Here is a 22,442-nt window from a genome sequence, read left to right as displayed (position 1 = left end):
CTCCTATTCTACTTCAAATAACTGATTATCTTCGTTTTTATCTGCTCGTTCTTCATCTAATAATTCATTAGAAACTGAAGGAGAGATTTCAGCATCCTCTTTTTTATCTAAGATACTGCCATCTTCTTCCAACGTAAATTGTACGTGATTTTCGATCCATTTTCTTCGAGGTTCTACTTTGTCACCCATTAGTGTGGTTACCCGACGCTCAGCTTGCGCAGCATCGTCGATACGGACGCGGATCAACGTACGGGAAGTTGGATCCATCGTTGTTTCCCACAATTGTTCCGCATTCATCTCTCCAAGTCCTTTATATCGCTGTAGCATATATCCTTTGCCGACTTTTTTAATCATTGCTGCCAATTCGTCATCTGTCCACGCATATTCAATGACTTGCTTCTTCCCTTGTCCTTTGGATACTTTATATAAAGGCGGTAACGCGATATATACTTTCCCAGCTTCAATCAGCGGTTTCATATAACGATAAAAGAAAGTAAGCAGTAATACTTGAATATGGGCGCCGTCTGTATCCGCATCGGTCATGATGATTACTTTGTCGTAATTACAGTCTTCGATAGAAAATTCAGGGCCGACTCCTGCACCAATCGTATAGATCATCGTATTGATTTCTTCATTTTTCAAGATATCTTGCATTTTAGCTTTTTCGGTATTAATGACTTTTCCTCGTAAAGGTAGAATTGCTTGGAACTTTCTGTCTCTTCCTTGTTTAGCAGATCCGCCGGCAGAATCCCCTTCGACTAAATACAATTCATTTTTCTTAGGGTTTCGGGATTGTGCGGGTGTCAATTTTCCTGAAAGAAGAGATTCGCCTTTTTTACGTTTCTTCCCATTTCGGCTTTCTTCTCTGGCTTTACGTGCTGCTTCTCTCGCTTCTCTCGCTTTGATTGCTTTACGGACCAACATCTGGCTCATTTCGCTATTTTCCTGCAAATAAAAGCCCATTTGTTCACTGATGACGTTATCTACTACGGTACGAGCAACTGGCGTACCAAGTTTTTCTTTCGTTTGGCCTTCAAATTGCAGAAGATTTTCAGGTACACGGATAGAGAGAACAGCAGCTAATCCTTCTCTGAAATCACTACCTTCCAGATTCTTGTCCCGCTCTTTCAGCAAGCCGACTTTTCTCGCATATTCGTTATAAGATTTCGTCATTGCCGCTTTCATTCCAGCTTCATGGGTTCCGCCATCTTTTGTCCGAACATTATTGACAAACGATAAGACATTTTCTGAATACCCATCATTGTATTGATAAGCGACCTCTACTTCGATACCTTCTTTTTCTCCTGAAAAATAAACGACCGGTGTCAATGTATCTTTTTCTTCATTCAGGTAATCAACAAATTCTTTGATTCCTTCTTCATAATGGAAAACTTCCTTGACTGATTCTTCTCCCCGAAGATCAGAAAGTGAGATTTTAACGCCTTTTAGAAGAAAGGCAGATTCTCTTAACCGTTCGGCTAAAATTTCGTATGAAAATTTTGTTGTACTAAATATTGTATCGTCTGGTAAAAAATGGACAATCGTCCCATTTGCTTTTTTTGTTTTTCCTATCTTTTTCAACGTACCGTCAGGTTTACCGCCGTTTTTAAATTTCTGCTGATACTCTACGCCATCTCTAACGATTGTTACAGTCAGCCATTTCGATAAGGCATTTACCACACTGGCTCCTACACCGTGAAGTCCACCAGAAGTTTTGTACCCTCCTTGGCCAAACTTTCCGCCAGCATGCAGCACAGTAAAAATCACTTCAACTGTTGGGATTCCGGAAGCATGCATCCCTACAGGCATCCCGCGTCCGCTATCTGCAACAGTTATACTATTGTCTTCATGGATGGTCACATCAATCTCACTGCCATATCCTGATAATGCTTCATCAACTGCATTATCGACGATTTCATAGACTAAATGATGCAAGCCTCGGCTGTCAGTGGATCCAATGTACATCCCTGGTCTTTTTCTAACTGCCTCTAATCCTTCCAATACTTGGATGGACGAGTCATTATATTCGTTGTTTACTTTTTTTGCCAAGGCAAACGCTCCTTCAATAATACTTTGCGGCAAAACCGCACCACGATTATCATACTAGAAAAGGTCGTGAAAAAAAAGAGGTTAGATGAGAAATCAATTTTAATTATCTCCTAACCGCTTTTTCGACATTCCTCTCTATCGATCATCTCTTCTTTGTGGTCATTTTTATTTTTGGTTTTCTTTCAACTTACCAAGTTCAATCTTGATACAGCGATCCATTACGATGTCTGTGCGTCCTGCTTTTCTTAGCATCTCATCTGCTTCTTCGTTTTCGATCCCTAGTTGTGCCCAAAACACTTTAGCATCGGTTTTCAAAAAATCAGCTGCTATTTCAGGCAAAAATTCGCTCCGTCTAAATACATCTACGATATCGATTGGATCATCGATTTCTGTTACATTCGCATAGACTTTCTCTCCTAGAATTTCTTCACCAGCCAATAATGGATTTACTGGTATGATTTTATATCCATTGTCTTGCAATACCTGTGCAACCATGTAACTTGTTCGCTCTGGTTTATTGCTCAAGCCTACGACGGCAATATTTTTTGCTTCTTTCAAATAGTTAAAAATCGTTTCTTGTGTTGGATTTTTTATAGACATTTCTGTCACCCCTTGCTTTTCTTTTTATTTCATCTATTATACTTGTATCTTTCATTTTTTCAATTGTTCCTGTTACCTATTCATGCTAAAATAAAGGATAGTTTTCAACTTGAGAGAGGGTAAAAAATGAAATTGATCTTATTACTTATTTTAGCATATCTTTTAGGTTCTATTCCTTCCGGTGTCTGGATCGGCAAATTGTTTTTCAAAAAAGATATCCGGCAACATGGGAGCGGTAATACTGGAACCACCAATACATTTCGGGTATTAGGCAAAACCGCCGGGATCGTTGTCCTTCTTATGGATATTTTAAAGGGTACATTGGCTACTTGTCTGCCGATGATTTTTCACCTTTCTGGGACTAACCCTCTTTGGTTTGGGGTATGTGCGATTCTTGGTCATACATTTCCGATATTTGCTGGGTTTAAAGGAGGAAAAGCTGTTGCGACAAGTGCAGGAATGCTTTTAGGATTTAATCCTGTATTTTTTGTTTATTCCTGTATCATTTTTATCGTTAGTCTATTTTGTACAAGTATGGTGAGTTTGAGTAGTATGATCAGTGCAGCGTTGATCACTTTATCCACGATCGTCCTTCCTTATGTAGCTCCTGTGATTTTGGCTAAGCCCAATTGGTTGCTGACGATCATTGCCTTTTTAGTCTCTTCCTTTATCTTCTATCGTCACAAAGACAATATCAAGCGTATCAGAAACCATACGGAAAGTCGAATCCCATTTGGTTTGAACAGCAGCAAGAAAAAATCCTGACACTTTTTCAGTCCAAAGAGATAAAACAGGAGTGTGACAAATCCATGTCACACTCCCTTTTTTCGAACAAACGATGTTCCAGAAGCTGACCACTTCTGCCACAACCTCTTATTACTTGATGTAGAATAGCTTTTTTACACCCTCTTACTTCACTGTGATCGAATATTTTGTCTTGAAGATTTCATGGGCACCTAGTTGATTGATTCCTACTTTTTCCATCAAGTTTCCACTGCTATTCACCGTGTCAGCAATTCCACACCATGGTTCGATACAAACGAAAGGAGCTTCTTTTGGATAAGGAGACCAGATTCCTACATAAGGCATATCTTTATAGCTTAAAGTTATGCTATGGTAAGATTTTTCACTCCGAATGGCGTACGCATTTAGTCCTTTTGTTTCAAAAACCAATGCATCTTGATCAAAAAGCTCCCGATTCAAAGCCAAATTCGTATTTGTTTGTCCTAACGTCTTTTGATCCATATCAATGAATGGGCCTTTCAAAGGCAGGCGTAATCTTGATTTCAATGGAGAAAATGCTAGATAAAAGTCTTCGAATGACAATCCTTCTTCAAGAGGTACATTGAAAGCAGGATGTCCACCGATAGAAAAGAACATTTCTTCTTCACCTGTATTTGCTACTTGGAAATGGACCGTGATACCGTCTCCTCCTAATTCATAACTAATCACTAATTCAAAATCAAAAGGATATTTTTCTAATGTCTCCGGTGTACTCCGCAAGATGAAACTAGCCATTTCTTGTCCATGTTCAATGACTTCAAAATCCATATCTCGGGCAAATCCATGTTGTCCCATTTGATATGTTTTCCCTTGGTAAACATACTGGTCATCTTTTAAGCGTCCAACAAAAGGGAATAAAACTGGTGCATGTCTACCCCAATACGCTGGATCACCTTGCCAGATATACTCTAAACCGTGTTCTTTTGATTTTAAACTGATCAATTCCGCACCGTGTTCAGCGATTTCAGCGATCAGCTGGTCATTTTGAATAATAACAGTCATTGCCATTCCTCCAACTTCGACTTACTTTTTAAAATGGGAAGGCTGGAGCAAACATCTATATCCGCCCCAGTCCCCTTGTTTCTAATAACTATGTTTTGCCAATTCGTCTTTAAAACGGGAATTCAATACTTTTAAATAAGTTCCCTTCATGCCTAACGAGCGAGATTCAATGATTCCAGCTGATTCCAATTTTCGTAAAGCATTGACGATCACAGAACGAGTGATTCCGATGCTATCGGCGATATTAGAAGCAGTCAAACGTCCTTCATCTCCATCCAATGCTTCAAAAATGGCTTGTACAGCCTTCAACTCGCTGTAAGACAATGTGTTGATTGCCATTTGAACAGCCGTTGCACTCCGTACATCAGCTTCGATACTTCGAGACTTCTGATAAAGGATCTGCATACCGACAACCGTAGCTCCATATTCTGCTAAGACGAGATCGTCATCTGCAAACGATTGTTCCATGCGAGATAAAATGATCGTCCCCAGACGTTCGCCAGCTCCAAAGATTGGAACGACAGTCGTCAAACCAAATGGATATTTTTCTCTTGACTCTACCGGAAACGCAGTAATATCGCTTGTAATCGGGATATTAGCTTCAGTTTTCATCAGCTGTGCCACTGTATCAGTGTAAGATTCAGGGAATTGTTTCTCAACAAACATTGTTTTGATTCGTTCATTATTCACATCGTGGCGTTCATTATAACCTAGTAATACTCCGTCACTTCCTATGATATAGGTGTTGCTGTCAAGAATACCACCTAATGTGACAGCCATTTTATCGTAAGGCAAATCTGCTTGCATGTCAAAAGTATTTTTTTGCTGCAAAAGTGTGTTTATCTTGCGGGTTTTCGTTAGCAAGTCTGTCATGGTCGTCCTCCGATTTTATAAAATATAGCGACTTAAATCTTCATTTGCCGCAATTGAGCCAAGTTTGTCATCAACGTATGCTTCTGTAATCGTTATTTCACCCATTTGCATATCTGGTGCTTCAAATAATAGGTCTTCTAATAGTTTTTCCAAAATAGTATGCAGTCTACGTGCACCGATATTATCTGTGTCACGATTGACATCGAAAGCAATTTGAGCGATCCGTTCAATTGCTTCTTTTGTAAATGTAACTGACACATTTTCTGTACCAATCAATGCTACATATTGTTTTATTAAAGCATTATTCGGTTCAGTCAGGATTTTCACAAAATCTTCAGCTGTCAAATCATCTAATTCTACCCGTATTGGGAAGCGTCCTTGAAGTTCTGGAATTAGATCACTTGGTTTAGACAAATGGAAAGCTCCTGAAGCAATGAATAGGACGTGATCTGTTTGGATGATCCCATATTTTGTGTTTACTTGTGAACCTTCGACAATTGGCAATATGTCTCTTTGGACGCCTTCTCTGGATACTTCTCCAGATTGCTGTGATTTAGAAGTAATTTTATCGATTTCATCGATAAAGATAATCCCGCTTTCTTCTGCTAATTTGATTGCCTCGCTGTGGATATCAGCATCCTTGACTAGTTTTGCTGATTCTTCTTTGATTAATAACTCTAAAGCTTCTTTGACTGTCACCGTCCGTTCCACTTTTTTCTTTGGTGTTAGAGCACCTAACGTTTCATTTAGGTCGATCCCCATTTGCTCCAATCCATTGTTCATCATTGGTGCAGGTTTCTTTTGATCTTCGACTTCAATGGTTACTTCACGATTGTCCAGTAATCCCTTTTGTAGTTGTTCCAAAACTGTACGGCGGTTGATCCGAATATCTTCTGTCACTTCTTCTTGTGGTTCAGCGTTGTTTTGCTGACTAGCATTAAAAAGATTCATCATTTGTTCAAATTGATTAGTGGATTGTTTCTGTTCTTTTTTTATACCAGGCACTAAGATTTTTACCAAACGTTTTTCAGCATTTTTTTTAGCACTTGTGTATACACGGCTGTATTGCTCTTTTTCTACGATTTGGATCGCATTTTCTACTAAATCCCGGACCATTGATTCTACATCTCTTCCGACATAACCGACTTCAGTAAATTTTGTTGCTTCGACTTTGACAAATGGTGCATTGACGATTTTGGCCAAACGTCGCGCGATTTCTGTTTTACCGACCCCTGTAGGTCCGATCATCAGCATATTTTTGGGTGTAATATCTTGTTGCATTTTTTCATCTAACTGCAAACGGCGGTAGCGGTTACGCAAAGCGACGGCAACAGATTTTTTTGCTGCATGCTGTCCTACGATGTACTCGTCTAATTCACTTACGATTTGTCTTGGTGTTTGTTTCAATTCATACATATTTACTCACCTCTTACAGTTCTTCTACGATAATATTATGATTAGTAAAGATACAGATGTCTGCGGCAATATTTAACGCATTTTCTGCAATTTCTTTCGCACTCATGTCATTTTGAGCATAATTTTTCATTGCTCGGGCTGCGGCCAACGCAAAATTCCCGCCTGATCCGATAGCTAAGATGCCATCATCTGGCGTAATCACTTCTCCTGTACCTGAAACAAGAAGCATTTCTTTCTCATTCATTACGATCAGCATCGCTTCAAGTTTTTGCATAGATTGCTGTGTCCGCCATTCTTGAGCTAATTCAACAGCTGCACGTTGCAGATTTCCATTGTATTCGTTCAGTTTGCCTTCAAATTTTTCTTCTAAAGTAAATGCATCTGCGACACTTCCGGCGAAACCTACAACGACTTCGCCATTGTAGATACGTCGTACTTTCTTTGCTGTGCCTTTCATGACAACAGATTCACCCATTGTTACTTGGCCATCTCCAGCCATGGCAAATTTTCCGTCTTTTTCGACAGCACAGATTGTGGTTGAATGAAATGGTGATTCGACCATGTTTGTTTCCTCCTAAATTTGTTCTTTTCCTTATTTTACGCTCTTGGATGGAATGAACGATAGTTTTTTTGTAAACTTTCTTTTGTTACATGGGCATAGATCTGGGTAGTTGATAAATTGGCATGTCCTAACAATTCTTGGACTGTCCGCAAATCTGCCCCATTATTTAATAAATGAGTGGCGAATGTATGGCGCAGCATGTGGGGATGGATATCGCTATCCAAACTGCTTTTTTTGATCATCTGATTCAAGACATATTCAATACCAGTAGGCGTGATTGGTTTTCCATGATGATTCACAAAAACAATATCATGCTCTTCGTGATATTTTGTCATCAATACCTGACGGCCTTCTGTGAAATATTCTTGTAGAGCATCTTGGGCAAAAGAACCTAGAGGCGCGTATCTCTCCTTGTTTCCTTTACCATGAATCAACATGACCTCTGAATCAAAATCAATGTCTGATACCAACAGATTGCTACACTCGCTTAAACGGATGCCAGATCCGTAAAGGACTTCCAGCAAAGCGCGGTTCCTCAAATCTAGAGGACTATCTCCTGCTACGCTGTCAAAAAGTGCTTGCATTTCATTTTCATAAAAAAAGCGTGGCAATCTCAAATTTTTCTTTTTGAGATGAACGTAAGAAAATGGATTTTCTTTTATCACTTCTTCTTTGAGAAGGTACTGATAAAACGAACGTAGGCTAGCTATCTTGCGACTGATAGAGTTTCTGCTATAGCTGGGGCGATGATCAGCTAATGCACTCAAATAGACACGAACCGTAAAGTATTCCGCCTTCAGCAGATCAGCGTCTCCAGATTCCTCCAAGAAATGTTTAAAATGGAGAATATCTTCTTCATATGCTTCTTTCGTTTTTTCTGAATATCCTCTTTCGACAATCAAATAACGCAAAAATTTTTGTTCCCACGTGGCTTCCGTCATTTTCTCACCTTCCTTTTGTCCCAGAGAATAATTTAGCACAGCGTCTACAAAAAGACAAATAAATTGTCAGAATTTAACCAATATTTCTAAGTTTGTTCACAATTAATGCAATTCCCCACATTTTGTTTGAGAAATCCTTAAGAAAAACGCAAGAAAAAGAGCGAGACTATCCGTCTCACCCTCTTCATCGAGTTTGCTCACTCATTTGGGACTGCTGTTTTTTCTAATTCTTTTTTTATTGTCTCATTCGCTTTTAAAGCGCGTTGGGCAATTGCTTCATATCTTGCTTTTTTGTCCCGAATGCGTTCCGGCAATTCAGGAAACAGACCGTAGTTGGCATTCATTGGTTGGAAATGTTTTCCTTCCGCATGAGTAATGTAATAAGCCATGCTTCCAATAGCTGTTTCTTGTGGAAACTCGACTGGTTCCATTTCTTTTGCTAAGCGTGCGGCATTGATTCCAGCAAGTAATCCGCTTGCTGCACTTTCAACATAGCCTTCTACACCAGTCATCTGACCTGCAAAGAACAAATCTTCGCGTTTCGTTGATTGATACGTCGGTTTCAGTAATTCTGGCGAATTCATAAAGCTATTTCGGTGCATAACACCATAGCGAACGAATTCAGCATTTTCCAATCCAGGAATCATCCGGAAAACACGTTTTTGCTCGCCCCATTTCAAGTGAGTTTGGAAGCCCACGATGTTGTATAAAGAAGCTGCAGCATTGTCTTGACGTAGCTGGATAACAGCATAAGGACGTTTGCCAGTTTTAGGATCTTCCAATCCAACTGGTTTCATAGGACCAAAAAGCATTGTTTTGAATCCACGCTGTGCCATTACTTCGATTGGCATACATCCTTCAAAATATTTTTCTTTTTCAAAAGATTTAAGTTCTGCCACTTCGGCATTGATTAGTGCCTCATGGAAAGCTTTGAATTCCTCTTCTGTCATCGGACAGTTCAAGTAAGCTGCTTCTCCTTTGTCATAGCGGGACTTCAAATATACTTTATCCATATCGATCGTAGCTTTGTCTACGATCGGTGCAGCTGCGTCGTAGAAATAAAAACCATCTGAACCATTGAATGCTTTGATGCTTTCTGCCAATGGATGAGAAGTCAGCGGTCCTGTTGCTACTACGGTGATTCCTTCTGGTATTTCAGTAATTTCTTCGTTTATCACTGTTACTAATGGATGCTCTTTGACTTTTCGGGTAATCGTTTCAGAAAAAGAATCTCGGTCAACAGCTAAAGCACCACCAGCTGGCACTGCTGTTTCATCTGCCGAAGTGATTACTACTGAATTCAATCGTCGCATTTCTTCTTTCAATAATCCTACTGCGTTAGCCAAACTGTTTCCTCTTAGTGAATTGGAACATACTAGTTCAGCAAAATTACTTGTGTGATGCGCCTCAGTCGATTTGACTGGACGCATTTCATATAAACGGACAGGTACTCCTGCTTGTGCGATCTGCCAAGCAGCTTCACTTCCGGCAAGTCCTGCTCCAACAACATTTACCATTTTCAATGAAAGAACCTCTTTTCTATTATTTTTGGATGTCTTCTTCGTAGTCTCCATTTACACAGACTACTTGTTTGCTACCTTTGACTTTCTTTTCGACCAGATATCCGTCACATTTTGGACAATTTCTGCCCACTGGTTTATCCCAAGAAGTGAATTCACATTCTGGGAAACGAGAACAACCGTAGAACAGTCTGTTTTTCTTAGATTTTCGTTCGATGACTTGCCCTTCATGACATACTGGACAAGTCACACCGATTTCTTTTACGATCGGTTTGGTATTCCGACAATCAGGAAAATTGCTACAAGCATAAAACTTCCCGTATTTCCCTAATTTTATCACCATCGGATGTCCACAGACATCACAATCGAATCCTGCTGGTTCATCTTTGATTTGGATTTTTTCGATTTTTTCTTCCGCATTCGTCAGTTCTTTTTCAAACGGTTTATAGAAACGATCGACTACTTTGACCCACGCTTCCGTGCCTTCTTCGATTTTATCCAAATCTCCTTCCATTTCTGCTGTGAAATGGATATCAACGATTTGAGGGAAGAATTCACAGATCAGCGAATTGACAATCTCTCCTAATTCTGTCGGCTCAAATCTTTTTTGTGTCAATTTTACATAGTAGCGTCTTTGGATCGTATCAAGTGTTGGTGCATAAGTGGAAGGTCGCCCTACCCCGTTTTCTTCTAGTGCACGAATTAACGTAGCCTCACTGAAACGTGCAGGTGGTTGAGTAAAATGCTGTTTTGGTTCAATATCAACAGATTGGACGACATCGCCTTCTTCAAGTTCTGGAAGAATATTTTCTTTCTCTTCTTTGCCGTCATCTCTACCTTCCACATACACTTGCATGAATCCTTTGAATTTAATTTTTGAACCGTTCGCAATGAAGATCACACCATTTTGTTCTAATGTTACTTTCATTGTATCCAAAATAGCCGGCGTCATCTGACTAGCCACAAAACGTGACCAGATCAATGTATAAAGTTTCAATTGATCTTTATCTAAATATTGTTTGAGTTCATCTGGTGTACGAAGCACACTTGTTGGACGCACAGCTTCATGGGCATCTTGTGCACCTTGAGCATTTTTGATCTTTCGGTGATCATGTCTAGAAAATTCTTTTCCATACGTATCTTCAATAAATGCTGCGGCCTCTGCTTTTGCTGTATCGGCAATCCGGGTAGAATCAGTACGCATGTATGTAATCAAGCCGACTGTTCCTTGTTTACCCAAAGTGATTCCTTCATATAATTGTTGTGCTACCATCATGGTTTTTCTTGTTCGAAAGTTTAATTTACGGGCAGCTTCCTGTTGCAGGCTACTTGTAGTGAAAGGATTCGCAGGGTTTCTTTTGCGCTCTTTCTTTTCTACTTTTTTAACTTCGAAGTCTGTTCCATCAATTCTAGCAGTGACTTCTTTTACACTTTGTGCATCTGGTAATTTCTTTTTCTTACCGTCAATTCCCCAGAAATTTGCTTTGAATTTCTTGCGAGCTTTTTTAAAATTACCGTCGATGCTCCAATATTCTTCTGGAACAAATTCTCGGATCTCTTTTTCACGGTCAATAATAATTTTTAAAGCGACAGATTGGACACGTCCTGCACTTAACCCTTTCTTGACTTTGCGCCAAAGAATAGGGCTGATCGAATAACCAACGATTCTGTCTAAGGTACGACGTGCTTGCTGTGCATCTACTAAATCTACATCGATCGTTCTTGGTTCCTTAAAGGCTGCTTTGACTGCATCTTTTGTGATTTCATTGAAGACCACCCGATTTTTTTCTTTCAGATCCAACCCAAGTAGGTACGCTAAATGCCAAGCAATCGCTTCTCCTTCTCTATCCGGGTCACTTGCCAAGTAAACTTTTTGAGCTTTTTTTGCTGCGGCTTTCAGGCTTTTGATGACATCGCCTTTTCCGCGTATAGAAATATAATGGGGTTCATAATTGTTTTCAAAATCGATACCCATTTTACTTTTCGGTAAATCTCTTATATGGCCAACACTGGCCATTACTTTATAGTTTCGTCCAAGATATTTCTCAATCGTCTTGGCTTTTGCAGGTGATTCTACAATCACTAAATATTTATACGCCATTACTGAATGGACTCCTTTCCATTGTCGTGTTCCTACTATTAAAAGAGGATTCATACAAATCGTAGCTAATCATATCCATTCAGAAAACGTTTGTCAAGAAAAGCAAATGAAAAGTATGGTGTTATTCTTTAAATTCTGCCAAGATATCTTCACCCGAAACCGTGCAAACTGCACCGTCTTGGATCAAATGATGACATCCGGTAGAATGTTCTGTTAAAATATTTCCTGGAACAGAAAAAACTGTTCTTCCAAGATCCAATGCTTGCTGTGCTGTTATCAGAGAGCCGCTTTTTTTCTTGGCTTCAAAGACACATGTTCCTTTAGACAAAGCTGCGATAATACGATTTCTCATTGGAAAACGATGCTTTTTCGGGCCGGATTGAGGAGGATATTCACTCAAAAGAAGATGATCATTTGCAATCACCTCTTGCAGGTCACGATTTTCAGCAGGATAAACTTGCTCTATCCCTGTTCCAATGACCGCGATTGTCCGTCCACCATGAGAGATTGCTGCTTGGTGACTGTAGGTATCTATCCCTTTCGCGCAGCCACTGACGATCACATATCCAGCTTCTACCACTGGTTTTAGTAAATAATACACTGTTTTTTTTGCTAAAGCAGAAGTACGTCTTCCACCAACAACGCTCAACATATTACAAGAAAGTAAAGACAGGTCACCACTGTAAAACAGGACAATTGGCGGATAGGTCAAGTGAAGCAACTGAGGGGGATAGTTGGGATCAAAGCAAGTAACAAACGACTGTTTCGATTGGATATTGTCCCAATTATTGTGAATTTCTTGCCAACTTGTACGGAACAGCTCCCGATGTGCGGTGATTTTTCCTATCTTAACGATGTCTTCAAATCCGATTTCTTTGTAAGGATATGCATCATCCAGTTAGCAAGTGCCCATTTCCCTTGGCTACTGATTCCTTTTGCATAAGTAAGTTTCAATAAATTCTCTTCTATTTGATACATCATAAAACCGCCTTTCGTCTCTCTTTCTAATAAGATACGTAAAAGCGGCTGTTTTTTATTGTAAATATTTTTTTACAGGTGCAAAACTTTTGCGATGGATTGGCGTAATCCCTTGTCTTTCAAGTCCTTCTAAGTGTTCCTTTGTTCCATAGCCTGCATTATGCGAGAAACCATACCCAGGATAAAGCACGTCATATTCTTTCATCAATTGGTCTCGATATACTTTAGCAATGATACTTGCAGCCGCAATCGACACAGATCGTGCATCCCCTTTGATTATTTTTTCCTGCTGTATAGGCAAATCCAAGGTCATCGCATCGATCAACAAATAGCTTGGTGCAATAGACAAGTTTTCTACTGCTTGGATCATCGCCAATTTACTTGCTTCATAAATATTCACTTCATCGATTGCCTGCTGATCAATGATTCCGATCCCGATGGCCAAAGCTTTTTCTTGAATTTGTTGAGAAAGAAGTTCTCGTTTTTTCTCTGATAACTGTTTTGAATCATTCAGCCCTAATATGATCTCATTTTTCGGCAAGATAACTGCAGCTGCCACGACAGGTCCAGCTAACGGTCCTCTTCCTACTTCATCAATGCCGGCAATCCATTGGTGACCTTGTGCGTACCCTTGTTTTTCAAAGCAAAACATTTCTTCATATTTTTCCTTGATCAATGCCTCTTTTTTCAATCGTCGTTCAAAAGAAACTAGCGCTTGCTGTACGCCTTTGCGTGGATCGTTTCTCAATGATTCTAGTGTAGGATCATCTATTCTCTGTATGCTTTTCAATCGTTCTTTGATACTTTGGATGGATTCATTCATCGCTTTTTTGCTCCATTTCTTCGCAACGATCCAATGTGTATCGACCAAGTTTTCCTTGACGGATATCATGCACGACTAGTTCGCTGCCGCGATCATAGTCTTCTTTATACCCACGTTTTGCTGTGATATCCATCAGCAATTCCGGTGCCAATTTTTCTTCTTGCTCGATTGGCAAACCATAACGATCGCTGATTCTTCCTGAATAATATCGGGCAAAAAAGTCCAATCCGTAAATCGCCAAATCATCTAAATGGACAAGTTGGTCTTTGATGGCGCCTGTCAGCGCTAGTTTTTTGCCGATTTCTTCATCTTCAAATTTAGGCCATAAAATCCCTGGTGTGTCTAACAATTCCAACTCGTTACCTAAACGAAGCCACTGCTGACCTTTTGTTACACCTGGTTTATTTCCTGTCTGAGCAATTTTTTTGCCTACTAGTCGATTCATCAACGTAGACTTTCCAACATTCGGAATACCCAACACCATTGCCCGAATAGCGCGAGGCTTGATCCCACGAGCAGCGTCTCTTGCTCGTTTTTCTTTCAACGCTTCTTTAGCTGCAGGTACTAGCCCTTTGATTCCTTTACTTTCTTGTGCCGTGATAGCTAACGCAAGGTGGCCTTGCTTACGAAAATATTCTTGCCACAGCTTTGTCTGTTGTGGATCTGCCAGATCCGCTTTATTCAACAAAACAAGCCGAGGCTTTTGCTGAATGATCTGATCTAGCATTGGATTACGAGAAGATAAAGGTAAACGTGCATCTACCAATTCAAATACGATGTCCACATATTTCATTTTTTCAGAAACTTCTCGTCGGGCTTTTGCCATGTGTCCTGGAAACCATTGGATGGTCATTGTTCTCTCCATTCCTTTCATATCGGAATATTCTCCGACTTTACTTGTTTTTTATTTTTCAATACATATTCACTTTTTCTATTATAAAAAAATCCTATCTATTAGTTAAGTGAAAGTGAACCAGTCCTCATTCTATCACATCTTCTCTTTTTTGATGATGTAAATTTTTTATTTTGATTTCTGTATACGAGCCTGATTTTTTGACAGCGTTTCCTAAATAAGAGATGATAGACGAACAAAGCAGAAAGGAGACGAAACAAATGAATAGTATGGTTTTTGTTAATTTTCCTGTTGCCGATGTCAATCGTTCCGTTGCTTTTTATGAAAAGCTTGGGTTTAAAAAAAACGAAGAATTCTCTACTGAAGAAGCTAGTTCAATGGTGTGGGATGACACTTTTTGGGTGATGCTCCTCTCTCATGATTTTTATAAAAAATTTATAAAAGATAAAGAAATAGCCGATAATAAAAAAACAAGTGGCGCTTTGATTTCGTTTAGTATGGACAACGCGGACAAAGTAAAAAAATTCGCTCAAATTGCAAAAGAAAATGGTGGTACTTTCCACGAAGTCGATATGGGAATACCTGAAGAAGAAATGTTTTCATTAGAAGTCCAAGATTTGGATGGAAACACATTAGAACCCGTATGGATGAAGATGTAAGCAGATAACAAAACTGACGTTTTTATAACAAAAAAATAGAGATGGGTGATACGATAAGTATTCTCCACCTCTATTTTTTTCAATCGTACAATTGCCTTTTTTACAGTTTATAAAATCAGTCTTCTTCTCCTTTTATTAGTCGTTGGATGGTTACTTGTGTAAATTAAAAAGGTGTCATGACACATTGGCGATTTTATGGTATCCTTTTCTTATTAACTGACAAAGGAGAGAATATTTTGAACACTTTGATTGCAAAAGACGTTTTTAGATTGCCTGAAATGAATGCAAGATTGTTATCGACCTCTGCCCTTTTATTAGCCCTTGATGTCATCTTATACAAGATAGCGATTGGTCCTGCTTATTTTCAAGTCACATTCGGATTTTTAAGTATGGCGCTTATGGGTTATCTATATGGGCCGATCTGGGCTGGTTTGCTTGAAATGTTGTCGAACACTTTGAATTTCACAATATTTGGTTCAGGTACGTTTCAAGCTGCTTTTCTTATCACAGCATTCCTTGGTGGGTTTATCAATGGCTTATTTTTATATCATAAAAAGATAAATCTGCTTTCCGTCATCGCCGCCCAACTATTGATTATGATTCCAGTTAGCCTTTTTATCAATTCTTGGCTGATGTCTGTTTTGTTTGGTGCAGATTTCAAAGTGATTTTTCTAGGTAGGGTTATCAGGAATATGATCCAGATTCCTATTCAAGTAACAGTCGTTTATTCATTTATCAAAGCTTTAGAGGCTAGAAAAGTGTTTAAACGAGCTGTTTGATTTTATGTACTAAGGTAATATGCTGATTTTGGACCAAACGATAAAGAGGTTGTGACAAAAGAATGGTCACAACCTCTTTATTATTTCTCACTGGATCCATTTTATTTCATCAAGCGGATAATACACGAATCTTGCTTTACCTAAAATATCCGTTTTATTGATCGTACCAAATGAGCGGCTATCTTTTGAAACTCTTCGATTATCTCCAAGTACAAAGTAACTATCTTCGGGAAGCTTCGATTGTCCCGTCAGTTCTTGTAGTGTGAAGTCCGTCGTATAGGACGCATTTGCATGATCTGACTTCATGTTTTTAGTTAGATAAGGCTCCTTCACTACTTTTCCATTGATCTTCAATTGATCATTTTGGTAGCTAACATTTTCTCCTGGAAGCCCGATTACTCGTTTGATATAAATCGTCCCATCTGCTAATTGAAAAACAACAATATCAAATCGTCTGATCTCCGAAAATTTTTCCATCACAACCATGTCGCCTTGTTTCAAGACATTTTCCATTGAATTGCCTTCTACTGGTACAGGGATGAACAAAAATCCCCGCAACATGAACGCAATGAATACAGAAACAAGTAAGTATTTGAATATAAGCCAGAAGCGATCAATATAGCGTTGTTTTTTTGTCAATCTCTATCAATCCATCCCTCGTTTTTTCATTCTTTCTTTATTATAAGAAAAATATCAAAAAAATGCGACTAGATAGCTGAAATAAAAATAATTCTTTCTATCAAACTGTTGGACAAAAAGCGCTTGGATCATAAATGGAAAGCCAATTTTTATAAGTCATGATTGTTCTCTAAATATTTTTCCCAGGCTTCGTCAAAAATATCCATGGATGGCAAATAGTCGACATTCAATTCTAGATAACTAGAAATTTCTTCGTAGCTAGAGCTGTGCTTAGGGAATTGGATATCTTTACCGGCTTCTGTAGCAAAAATAGATAAAGTATCGTGTACACCACCGCCTCGCAGTGTCATTAAATAGTGAAAAAAGCTTCGATTCACCCTTCGTTCCTCCAATTTTCTTCAATAAAGGCAGCCCGGCGTGCATGGTTTCTTTTAAAATTTTCAGGATGCTTTTTATAATACTCTTGATGGTCTTCTTCTGCTAGATAAAATGGTTGGGCTGGTTCGATTTTCGTAACGATTGGCTGTTCGAAACGTCCACTTTCAGCTAGCTGTTTCTTACTTTTTTCAGCAATGATCCGTTGTTCTTCTGTCAAATAAAAGATGACCGGACGGTAATTGTCGCCGCGATCCTCAAATTGTCCAAAAGCATCAGTCGGATCCGTTTGCTGCCAGTAAAGTTCTACTAATTGTTCATATGAAATCAATGTTGGATCATAGATAATCTCCACTGCTTCCGTATGTCCAGTCGTTTGGCTTTTTACTTGTTCATAAGTTGGATCTGGTACGTGTCCTCCAGTATATCCTGACATCACTGTATGAATACCAGGAAGCGTATCGAAAGGTTGGATCATACACCAGAAGCAGCCTCCTGCAAATATTGCTCGTTCCATTATTATTCCTCCTCTAATACTACTCATTTGATGTTTTATTGTTCTCTTTTGTTTTGCTTTCAGTACTGCTGTTGCTAGTTTTGTTTGCATTTGAGTTGTTTGAAGCATCAGAGGTATCTTTTGGCAAATATAGACTAAATCGGATGTCATCATTTACTAAGTCGATTTTATCTGCTTTAATATACATCCCGTTTTGCATTCGGAATTGATCCAATCTAAGCATGATAGTCAAATCATCTGTATTAACTTCGATCCAATCTGGCAATTTATAGTTTCTCTTGATCATATTCATCACATCTTTGATTGGCAAACTTAATGTTCCAATAGAAAGACTTCTAGCTTTTAGTTGGACATTTCCATTTTCCATCACATAAGGATCAAAATATAAATAGAAATTGATAGGAAAACCTAATACTTCGAAAGTACCATTGAGCAGTGCTTCATTTTCCAAATAGAATTTATATTCGATATCACTATCTTTTTGATACTCACTAAGGAAAAAGCTAATGATTTGATTGACTTTTTCTTTATTTGAATTGATCGTGAGGACAGGATCGCCTTGCCTTTCCGTGAGGGCAGGTATTTCTGGGAGTTCTGGTTCCCGATTAGCAAAAATACGGCTACCTAAAAATACTGTCGAACCGAGTACTACCCCAAGAAGGATAAGAAAGGCGACTTTCCAGTAATTCGTTTTCTTTGCTTTGTTTGAAGTTGCTCCAGATCTTGTTTTCATATTTATTGATCGTCCTCCTTCTCTAGCCATTGGTTTTGTGTCTCGATCAGCTGATCTCTCACTGCATTTGCCATTAATTGATAACCTAAATTATTCGGATGGAAATGATCTTCTTCGTAAAGCACATTGTTTTTGATACCATTTAGATTTTCTGTCGTGCTAGTTGTTTGATCTGTGCCTTCTTCCGTGACACCTACTTCCTGATTCAATCCTTGATAAAGCAAATCGTTGATTGGGATAAAGTAGCAGTTCGGCATTTTTTTCGTCACCGTTTCTGTTCCTTTGTTCCAATTATTAACGATGGTCTGCATGTCAGTGATTTCAGGAAAGTTCAAATAAAATGGATTGTAGATGCCTAAAATATAAATTGGCGCGGTTTTATTGAGGGATCGAAATTCTTCCAATAGTTCTGTGACATTTTCCTGATAGTTTTTCAGTGGTTTTTTAAAGGAATTGACCGTTAACCCGAACAAATTATTTTGGATAACTTTCATCAAATCATTTCCGCCAACAGTCAGCGTGATAAAATCAGCTGTTTTGATATTGTTTCGAATTTCTTCTTTTGTTTTTACTCGCTTTAAGATCTGGTCACTTCGTTCACCATTTACACCATAGTTTTCTGTTTCAACCGCAGTCAAATTATAACGGTCTTTTAAATCATTTGCGACAAGGGGAACGAAGCCTCCTTGTTTGGTTTGATCTCCTACTCCTTCAGTCAGCGAATCTCCGATAGCTATGTAGTGAAGTTTTTCTTTTTTATTTGGATCTTCTCTCACAGTAGTTACTGGTTTCATTAGAGGGCCAGCTTTCGGTATGGAAGCAGCTAGACCTGCATAGATGATGATCGCAATTAATAGTGGGAACAAAACGAGGATCAAATGTCGTTTCGTTAATTTCATCTTTTCACCTCTTGTATTCGATTGGTTCTAATGTTATCAAAAATTTTATCAAAAAGGTAGTCTTTATGAAAAAAGAAAATAATTATTTTCCTATTTTTACAAAGAAAAAGAGAATAAGCTAAAAGCCTTGCAGGCTGAGGGCTTATCCTCTTTTTGACTAGTCTACGTAATACATGATTGCAAACGCGTCTTTCCCAGTATGCGTAGCGATAACCGGATTCGTATGCAGTACAGGGATATGCATATCAGGAAACAATTCTTGCAGACCTTCTTTGAATTCTTGTGCCAATTCTTTTGCATCCGCATGTGAGATGCCGATTTGCCGCACATTTGGCAATTCTTTCAGTTCGTTTTTCAAATTATTGAACCATTTGTCGAACGTTTTCTTTCCTCGCCCCTTCGTTACAGGAATCAATTCAGAGTGGGCGAAATTCATCACCACGCGTATGTTCAAAACACTAGACAGTAAACCAGTCGTTCGGCTGATTCTTCCACCTTTTACCAAGTTGTCTAGTGTGGAAATTCCGATGTATAATTTTGTATGATCTTGTACTTTTTTGACTTCTTCAAGGATTTCCTCTACTGATTTACCTTCTTTTGCTAATTCAGCTGCTCGAATTACCTGAAACGATAATCCTTGGTCAGTGGTATCACTGTCGATAACCGTTACTTTCGTTTTTGTTAAATTACTAGCTTGTCTTGCTGCTTCTACTGTTCCACTCAAGCCTTTTGTCATGTGGATCGAAATCACTTCACTGCCGTCTTCTCCTAACTCATCATACATTGAGATGAATTCTCCAATCGGTGGTTGGCTGGTTTTTGGCAGATTTTTTGCTTTCGCCATCATTTCCATAAATCTTTCACCGTCTAATTGGTCATCATCCGGATATACTGTTCCGTCGATCATGATGGATAGCGGCATGACACGAATGCCTAAAGCGTCGCGTATGTTTTTTTCCATCGTACATGAAGAATCTGTTACGATTTTTACGTTTGTCATTATTTTCTCTCTCTTTCTTTAACAAGATGCCTTATTCATGTTAAACTACATGTAAGACAATTTCTATTTTTAGTATAACAGACAAATAATGATTTTTCATTAATTACACCTAGTAAAGGAGCCGTTTTCATGGAAAAAACGAAATTTAATCGAACGTATGAAATATTAAATGAAGTGTTTAATGCAATCACCCATGGAATTGGGACTGGATTGAGTATCGCAGGACTAGTGATTCTTTTGATAAAGGGTGCCCACTTGCATTCCTCTCTCCATATTGTCTCTTATGCTATCTATGGATCGATGATGATTCTTTTATTTTTAACGTCTACGTTGTTTCATTCATTGATTTTTACAAAAGCAAAAAAGGTGTTCCAAGTATTCGATCATAGTTCGATTTTTCTTTTGATTGCAGGAAGTTATACTCCTTTTTGTTTGCTGAGTATCCGAGGATGGCTAGGTTGGACTTTATTTGTATTGATCTGGTTGTTTGCGATTCTTGGCATTATATATAAAGCATTGACGTTGCATAAACGCGAGAGAGTATCAAAAGTATCTACGATCATCTATATTTTTATGGGGTGGCTCTGTGTCGTGGCTGCTGTTCCTCTTTATCATTCTCTTGGAATGACTGGTGTTATTTTGATGGTGGCAGGCGGCCTTTCTTACACGATAGGCGCATTCTTTTATAGTTTGAATTCTATCCGCTATATGCATGTTGTTTGGCATTTGTTTGTTATGTTAGGTGCAGGTTTTATGTACTTCTCTGTTTTATTCTTTACTTAATAAAAAAGCTATTGATGGGTCAGCTCTAAATAAAAGCTGTTCCATCAATAGTTTTTTTTATCGTCTATTCGCCTGTCCCTTTTTTTAAAGGATTCTCATTACGCTGATAGGTTTCAAATTGATGCGGGTAACGATTTTTTTCATCTATTTCTCCTTGACTCGTATTGATCAATGACCAATCAGACCAGTCAACAGGTGGAAAATAAGCATCTCCATCAAATACATGATGGATGACTGTCCGGTATAATATCGTACAAAATGGTAGAAATTCTTGATAAACAGCTGAACCTCCAGCGATGAAAAAAATACCGTCTGTTTCTTTTTCCAAGGCAAGCACTTCTTCTACACTATGCATAACATGCACGCCTTCTGCTGTATAGGAAGGATCTCTAGTCAAAACAATCGTTTGACGATTCGGCAACGGACGGCTGCCCATCCCTTCGAAAGTTTTACGTCCCATCACTAATGTATTTGCTTCTGTCATTTGTTTAAAGAATTTCAGATCATTTGGCAAACGCCAAGGAAGACGGTCTTCTTTTCCAATCAATCCGTTTTCGTCCTGTGCCCAAATTGCAGCTAACATTTTCTCATCCTTTCTGATTTTAAACAGCGATAGGCGCTTTGATTGTTGGATGTGGGTCATATCCTTCTAACTGGATATCTTCCATCTCAAAATCAAATACTGACTGCTTTTCCTGATTCAAAGCTAAAGTTGGAAATGCGCGTACTTCTCGGCTTAATTGTTCTTTCATTTGTTCGATATGGTTGATATAAAGATGAGCATCTCCTAATGTATGAACAAATTCTCCCACCTCTAAACCTGTTTCATGTGCAATCAAGTGAGTCAGCAACGCATAACTTGCAATATTGAACGGAACACCTAGAAAGACATCCCCACTACGTTGATACAATTGGCAGCTTAACCGTCCCTCTTGCACATAAAATTGAAACATTGTATGGCAAGGAGGCAAAGCCATGCTAGGAACATCTTCTGGATTCCATGCAGAGACAATCAATCTTCTAGAATCAGGTGTCTTTTTGATTGCTTCGATCACTTCTTTGATTTGATCGATAAAACCGCCGTCTTTTGTCTCCCAATGCCGCCATTGATAACCGTAGATGTGACCAAGATCACCGTATTTCTCAGCAAAGGAATCATCTGTTAGGATCTTTTCGCAAAAAAGTTTGCTCTGCTTTTTGTATTCTTCATTGAATTCAGGATCTGCCAAACTTCTATGTCCAAAATCAGTCATATCTGGTCCGTTATAATCTGTACTTTTGATATAGCGTTCAAATGCCCACTCATCCCAAATATGGTTTTTATTTTGTAATAGATAGCGGATGTTCGTATCTCCTTTTAAAAACCAAAGCAGTTCGCTTTTGATCAAGCCAAAAGGTACTCGTTTCGTTGTTAACAAAGGAAACCCTTTTTGCAGATCAAACCGCATTTGGTACCCGAATAAACTTAACGTACCCGTTCCCGTTCTGTCTTCTTTACGATGTCCTTCTTCCAACAATTTTCTTCCTAAGTCAAGATACGCTTGTTCCATCCCTTTT

At 38.8% G+C, this 22,442-nt stretch carries 23 protein-coding genes and 1 pseudogene; 4 read left to right on the top strand and 20 right to left on the bottom strand.

What is annotated here, in order from left to right:
• Positions 1-3 precede the first annotated feature (3 nt).
• Entirely contained in the window at positions 4-2,049 is a 2,046-nt protein-coding gene (parE, locus tag HMPREF2988_RS11915) for a DNA topoisomerase IV subunit B (RefSeq protein ID WP_070770712.1), read from the bottom strand.
• 165 nt (positions 2,050-2,214) lie between these two features.
• A complete protein-coding gene (locus HMPREF2988_RS11910; protein WP_002315197.1) occupies positions 2,215-2,649 on the bottom strand; it encodes a CoA-binding protein in 435 nt (144 codons plus the stop codon).
• Between the two features lie 126 nt (positions 2,650-2,775).
• Between HMPREF2988_RS11910 and plsY the strand changes: the two genes are divergently transcribed.
• Complete coding sequence (gene plsY / locus HMPREF2988_RS11905) at positions 2,776-3,414, top strand: glycerol-3-phosphate 1-O-acyltransferase PlsY (RefSeq protein ID WP_002290229.1); 639 nt, start codon at positions 2,776-2,778, stop codon at positions 3,412-3,414.
• Between the two features lie 144 nt (positions 3,415-3,558).
• Here the strand turns inward: plsY and HMPREF2988_RS11900 are convergent, their stop codons facing one another.
• The 10 genes and pseudogenes from HMPREF2988_RS11900 to ylqF all read right to left on the bottom strand — a co-directional run bounded on the left by HMPREF2988_RS11900 (position 3,559) and on the right by ylqF (position 14,501).
• Positions 3,559-4,434 (bottom strand): aldose 1-epimerase family protein, encoded by an 876-nt coding sequence (locus HMPREF2988_RS11900; RefSeq protein WP_070770711.1) that lies wholly within the window; start codon positions 4,432-4,434, stop codon positions 3,559-3,561.
• An 81-nt stretch (positions 4,435-4,515) separates the two neighbouring features.
• Positions 4,516-5,307 (bottom strand): GTP-sensing pleiotropic transcriptional regulator CodY, encoded by a 792-nt coding sequence (gene codY, locus HMPREF2988_RS11895; RefSeq protein WP_002290223.1) that lies wholly within the window; start codon positions 5,305-5,307, stop codon positions 4,516-4,518.
• 15 nt (positions 5,308-5,322) lie between these two features.
• Positions 5,323-6,723 (bottom strand): ATP-dependent protease ATPase subunit HslU, encoded by a 1,401-nt coding sequence (hslU, locus tag HMPREF2988_RS11890; RefSeq protein ID WP_002290222.1) that lies wholly within the window; start codon positions 6,721-6,723, stop codon positions 5,323-5,325.
• Between the two features lie 13 nt (positions 6,724-6,736).
• Complete coding sequence (hslV, locus tag HMPREF2988_RS11885) at positions 6,737-7,285, bottom strand: HslVU peptidase proteolytic subunit (RefSeq protein WP_002290221.1); 549 nt, start codon at positions 7,283-7,285, stop codon at positions 6,737-6,739.
• 35 nt (positions 7,286-7,320) lie between these two features.
• Entirely contained in the window at positions 7,321-8,226 is a 906-nt protein-coding gene (gene xerC, locus HMPREF2988_RS11880) for a tyrosine recombinase XerC (RefSeq protein ID WP_002290220.1), read from the bottom strand.
• A gap of 197 nt (positions 8,227-8,423) precedes the next feature.
• The gene (gene trmFO, locus HMPREF2988_RS11875) at positions 8,424-9,800 is read right to left on the bottom strand and encodes an FADH(2)-oxidizing methylenetetrahydrofolate--tRNA-(uracil(54)-C(5))-methyltransferase TrmFO (RefSeq protein ID WP_002372288.1); all 1,377 of its coding nucleotides are present in this window, start codon (positions 9,798-9,800) and stop codon (positions 8,424-8,426) included.
• Positions 9,769-11,847, bottom strand: a complete 2,079-nt coding sequence (gene topA / locus HMPREF2988_RS11870) for a type I DNA topoisomerase (RefSeq protein WP_070770710.1) — start codon at positions 11,845-11,847, stop codon at positions 9,769-9,771. The genes trmFO and topA overlap by 32 nt, the downstream gene beginning before the upstream one ends.
• A 121-nt stretch (positions 11,848-11,968) precedes the next feature.
• Positions 11,969-12,825, bottom strand: a pseudogene (dprA, locus tag HMPREF2988_RS11865) (DNA-processing protein DprA).
• 55 nt (positions 12,826-12,880) lie between these two features.
• Positions 12,881-13,648, bottom strand: coding sequence for a ribonuclease HII (locus HMPREF2988_RS11860; protein WP_002315203.1), 768 nt, complete (start codon positions 13,646-13,648; stop codon positions 12,881-12,883).
• Positions 13,641-14,501 carry a ribosome biogenesis GTPase YlqF gene (gene ylqF, locus HMPREF2988_RS11855; protein WP_002315204.1) on the bottom strand — a complete coding sequence of 287 codons (861 nt, stop codon included), beginning with the start codon at positions 14,499-14,501 and terminating at the stop codon, positions 13,641-13,643. Before ylqF ends, HMPREF2988_RS11860 begins: the two co-directional genes overlap by 8 nt.
• 260 nt (positions 14,502-14,761) lie before the next feature.
• Here ylqF and HMPREF2988_RS11850 point away from each other — a divergent pair, with 260 nt between their 5' ends.
• Positions 14,762-15,160: a VOC family protein gene (locus HMPREF2988_RS11850; protein WP_002290207.1), complete on the top strand. Its 399-nt coding sequence runs from the start codon at positions 14,762-14,764 to the stop codon at positions 15,158-15,160.
• Positions 15,161-15,396: 236 nt separating this feature from the next.
• Complete coding sequence (locus HMPREF2988_RS11845; RefSeq protein ID WP_002315205.1) at positions 15,397-15,939, top strand: folate family ECF transporter S component; 543 nt, start codon at positions 15,397-15,399, stop codon at positions 15,937-15,939.
• An 87-nt stretch (positions 15,940-16,026) separates the two neighbouring features.
• Here the strand turns inward: HMPREF2988_RS11845 and lepB are convergent, their stop codons facing one another.
• From lepB to HMPREF2988_RS11815, 6 genes are all read right to left on the bottom strand, one after another.
• Positions 16,027-16,578: a signal peptidase I gene (gene lepB, locus HMPREF2988_RS11840; RefSeq protein WP_002290203.1), complete on the bottom strand. Its 552-nt coding sequence runs from the start codon at positions 16,576-16,578 to the stop codon at positions 16,027-16,029.
• 149 nt (positions 16,579-16,727) lie between these two features.
• Positions 16,728-16,955 (bottom strand): YozE family protein, encoded by a 228-nt coding sequence (locus HMPREF2988_RS11835; RefSeq protein WP_002290200.1) that lies wholly within the window; start codon positions 16,953-16,955, stop codon positions 16,728-16,730.
• Positions 16,952-17,470 (bottom strand): peptide-methionine (S)-S-oxide reductase MsrA, encoded by a 519-nt coding sequence (gene msrA / locus HMPREF2988_RS11830; RefSeq protein ID WP_002288397.1) that lies wholly within the window; start codon positions 17,468-17,470, stop codon positions 16,952-16,954. Before msrA ends, HMPREF2988_RS11835 begins: the two co-directional genes overlap by 4 nt.
• A gap of 19 nt (positions 17,471-17,489) precedes the next feature.
• Entirely contained in the window at positions 17,490-18,203 is a 714-nt protein-coding gene (locus tag HMPREF2988_RS11825) for a YpmS family protein (RefSeq protein WP_070770709.1), read from the bottom strand.
• Positions 18,204-18,205: 2 nt separating this feature from the next.
• On the bottom strand, positions 18,206-19,102 hold the full coding sequence (locus HMPREF2988_RS11820; protein WP_002288395.1) for an SGNH/GDSL hydrolase family protein: 897 nt from the start codon (positions 19,100-19,102) through the stop codon (positions 18,206-18,208).
• 157 nt (positions 19,103-19,259) lie between these two features.
• Positions 19,260-20,102, bottom strand: a complete 843-nt coding sequence (locus tag HMPREF2988_RS11815; protein WP_002290196.1) for a DegV family protein — start codon at positions 20,100-20,102, stop codon at positions 19,260-19,262.
• Positions 20,103-20,231: 129 nt separating this feature from the next.
• On the opposite strand from HMPREF2988_RS11815, the gene HMPREF2988_RS11810 reads away from it, so the two are divergent.
• A complete protein-coding gene (locus HMPREF2988_RS11810) occupies positions 20,232-20,885 on the top strand; it encodes a PAQR family membrane homeostasis protein TrhA (protein WP_002290194.1) in 654 nt (217 codons plus the stop codon).
• 64 nt (positions 20,886-20,949) lie between these two features.
• On the opposite strand, the gene HMPREF2988_RS11805 is transcribed toward HMPREF2988_RS11810, so the two are convergent.
• Both HMPREF2988_RS11805 and HMPREF2988_RS11800 read right to left on the bottom strand, forming a co-directional pair.
• Positions 20,950-21,468: a dihydrofolate reductase gene (locus HMPREF2988_RS11805; RefSeq protein WP_002290193.1), complete on the bottom strand. Its 519-nt coding sequence runs from the start codon at positions 21,466-21,468 to the stop codon at positions 20,950-20,952.
• Positions 21,469-21,487: 19 nt separating this feature from the next.
• Entirely contained in the window at positions 21,488-22,435 is a 948-nt protein-coding gene (locus tag HMPREF2988_RS11800) for a thymidylate synthase (RefSeq protein ID WP_002290192.1), read from the bottom strand.
• Positions 22,436-22,442: the final 7 nt, after the last annotated feature.

The organism is Enterococcus sp. HMSC061C05 (assembly GCF_001814765.1).
GTDB lineage: Bacteria > Bacillota > Bacilli > Lactobacillales > Enterococcaceae > Enterococcus_B > Enterococcus_B lactis.
Note: the sequence above shows the minus strand (reverse complement) of the source record. Positions and strands in the feature narration are given on the sequence as shown.

Coding starts and splice junctions, on each gene's coding strand:
- HMPREF2988_RS11910 (WP_002315197.1), bottom strand. CDS start 2,649: ATGTCTATAAAAAATCCAACACAAGAAACGATTTTTAACTATTTGAAA.
- plsY (WP_002290229.1), top strand. CDS start 2,776: ATGAAATTGATCTTATTACTTATTTTAGCATATCTTTTAGGTTCTATT.
- HMPREF2988_RS11900 (WP_070770711.1), bottom strand. CDS start 4,434: ATGACTGTTATTATTCAAAATGACCAGCTGATCGCTGAAATCGCTGAA.
- codY (WP_002290223.1), bottom strand. CDS start 5,307: ATGACAGACTTGCTAACGAAAACCCGCAAGATAAACACACTTTTGCAG.
- hslU (WP_002290222.1), bottom strand. CDS start 6,723: ATGTATGAATTGAAACAAACACCAAGACAAATCGTAAGTGAATTAGAC.
- hslV (WP_002290221.1), bottom strand. CDS start 7,285: ATGGTCGAATCACCATTTCATTCAACCACAATCTGTGCTGTCGAAAAA.
- xerC (WP_002290220.1), bottom strand. CDS start 8,226: ATGACGGAAGCCACGTGGGAACAAAAATTTTTGCGTTATTTGATTGTC.
- trmFO (WP_002372288.1), bottom strand. CDS start 9,800: ATGGAGACTACGAAGAAGACATCCAAAAATAATAGAAAAGAGGTTCTT.
- topA (WP_070770710.1), bottom strand. CDS start 11,847: ATGGCGTATAAATATTTAGTGATTGTAGAATCACCTGCAAAAGCCAAG.
- HMPREF2988_RS11860 (WP_002315203.1), bottom strand. CDS start 13,648: ATGAATGAATCCATCCAAAGTATCAAAGAACGATTGAAAAGCATACAG.
- ylqF (WP_002315204.1), bottom strand. CDS start 14,501: ATGACCATCCAATGGTTTCCAGGACACATGGCAAAAGCCCGACGAGAA.
- HMPREF2988_RS11850 (WP_002290207.1), top strand. CDS start 14,762: ATGAATAGTATGGTTTTTGTTAATTTTCCTGTTGCCGATGTCAATCGT.
- msrA (WP_002288397.1), bottom strand. CDS start 17,470: ATGGAACGAGCAATATTTGCAGGAGGCTGCTTCTGGTGTATGATCCAA.
- HMPREF2988_RS11825 (WP_070770709.1), bottom strand. CDS start 18,203: ATGAAAACAAGATCTGGAGCAACTTCAAACAAAGCAAAGAAAACGAAT.
- HMPREF2988_RS11820 (WP_002288395.1), bottom strand. CDS start 19,102: ATGAAATTAACGAAACGACATTTGATCCTCGTTTTGTTCCCACTATTA.
- HMPREF2988_RS11815 (WP_002290196.1), bottom strand. CDS start 20,102: ATGACAAACGTAAAAATCGTAACAGATTCTTCATGTACGATGGAAAAA.
- HMPREF2988_RS11810 (WP_002290194.1), top strand. CDS start 20,232: ATGGAAAAAACGAAATTTAATCGAACGTATGAAATATTAAATGAAGTG.
- HMPREF2988_RS11805 (WP_002290193.1), bottom strand. CDS start 21,468: ATGTTAGCTGCAATTTGGGCACAGGACGAAAACGGATTGATTGGAAAA.
- HMPREF2988_RS11800 (WP_002290192.1), bottom strand. CDS start 22,435: ATGGAACAAGCGTATCTTGACTTAGGAAGAAAATTGTTGGAAGAAGGA.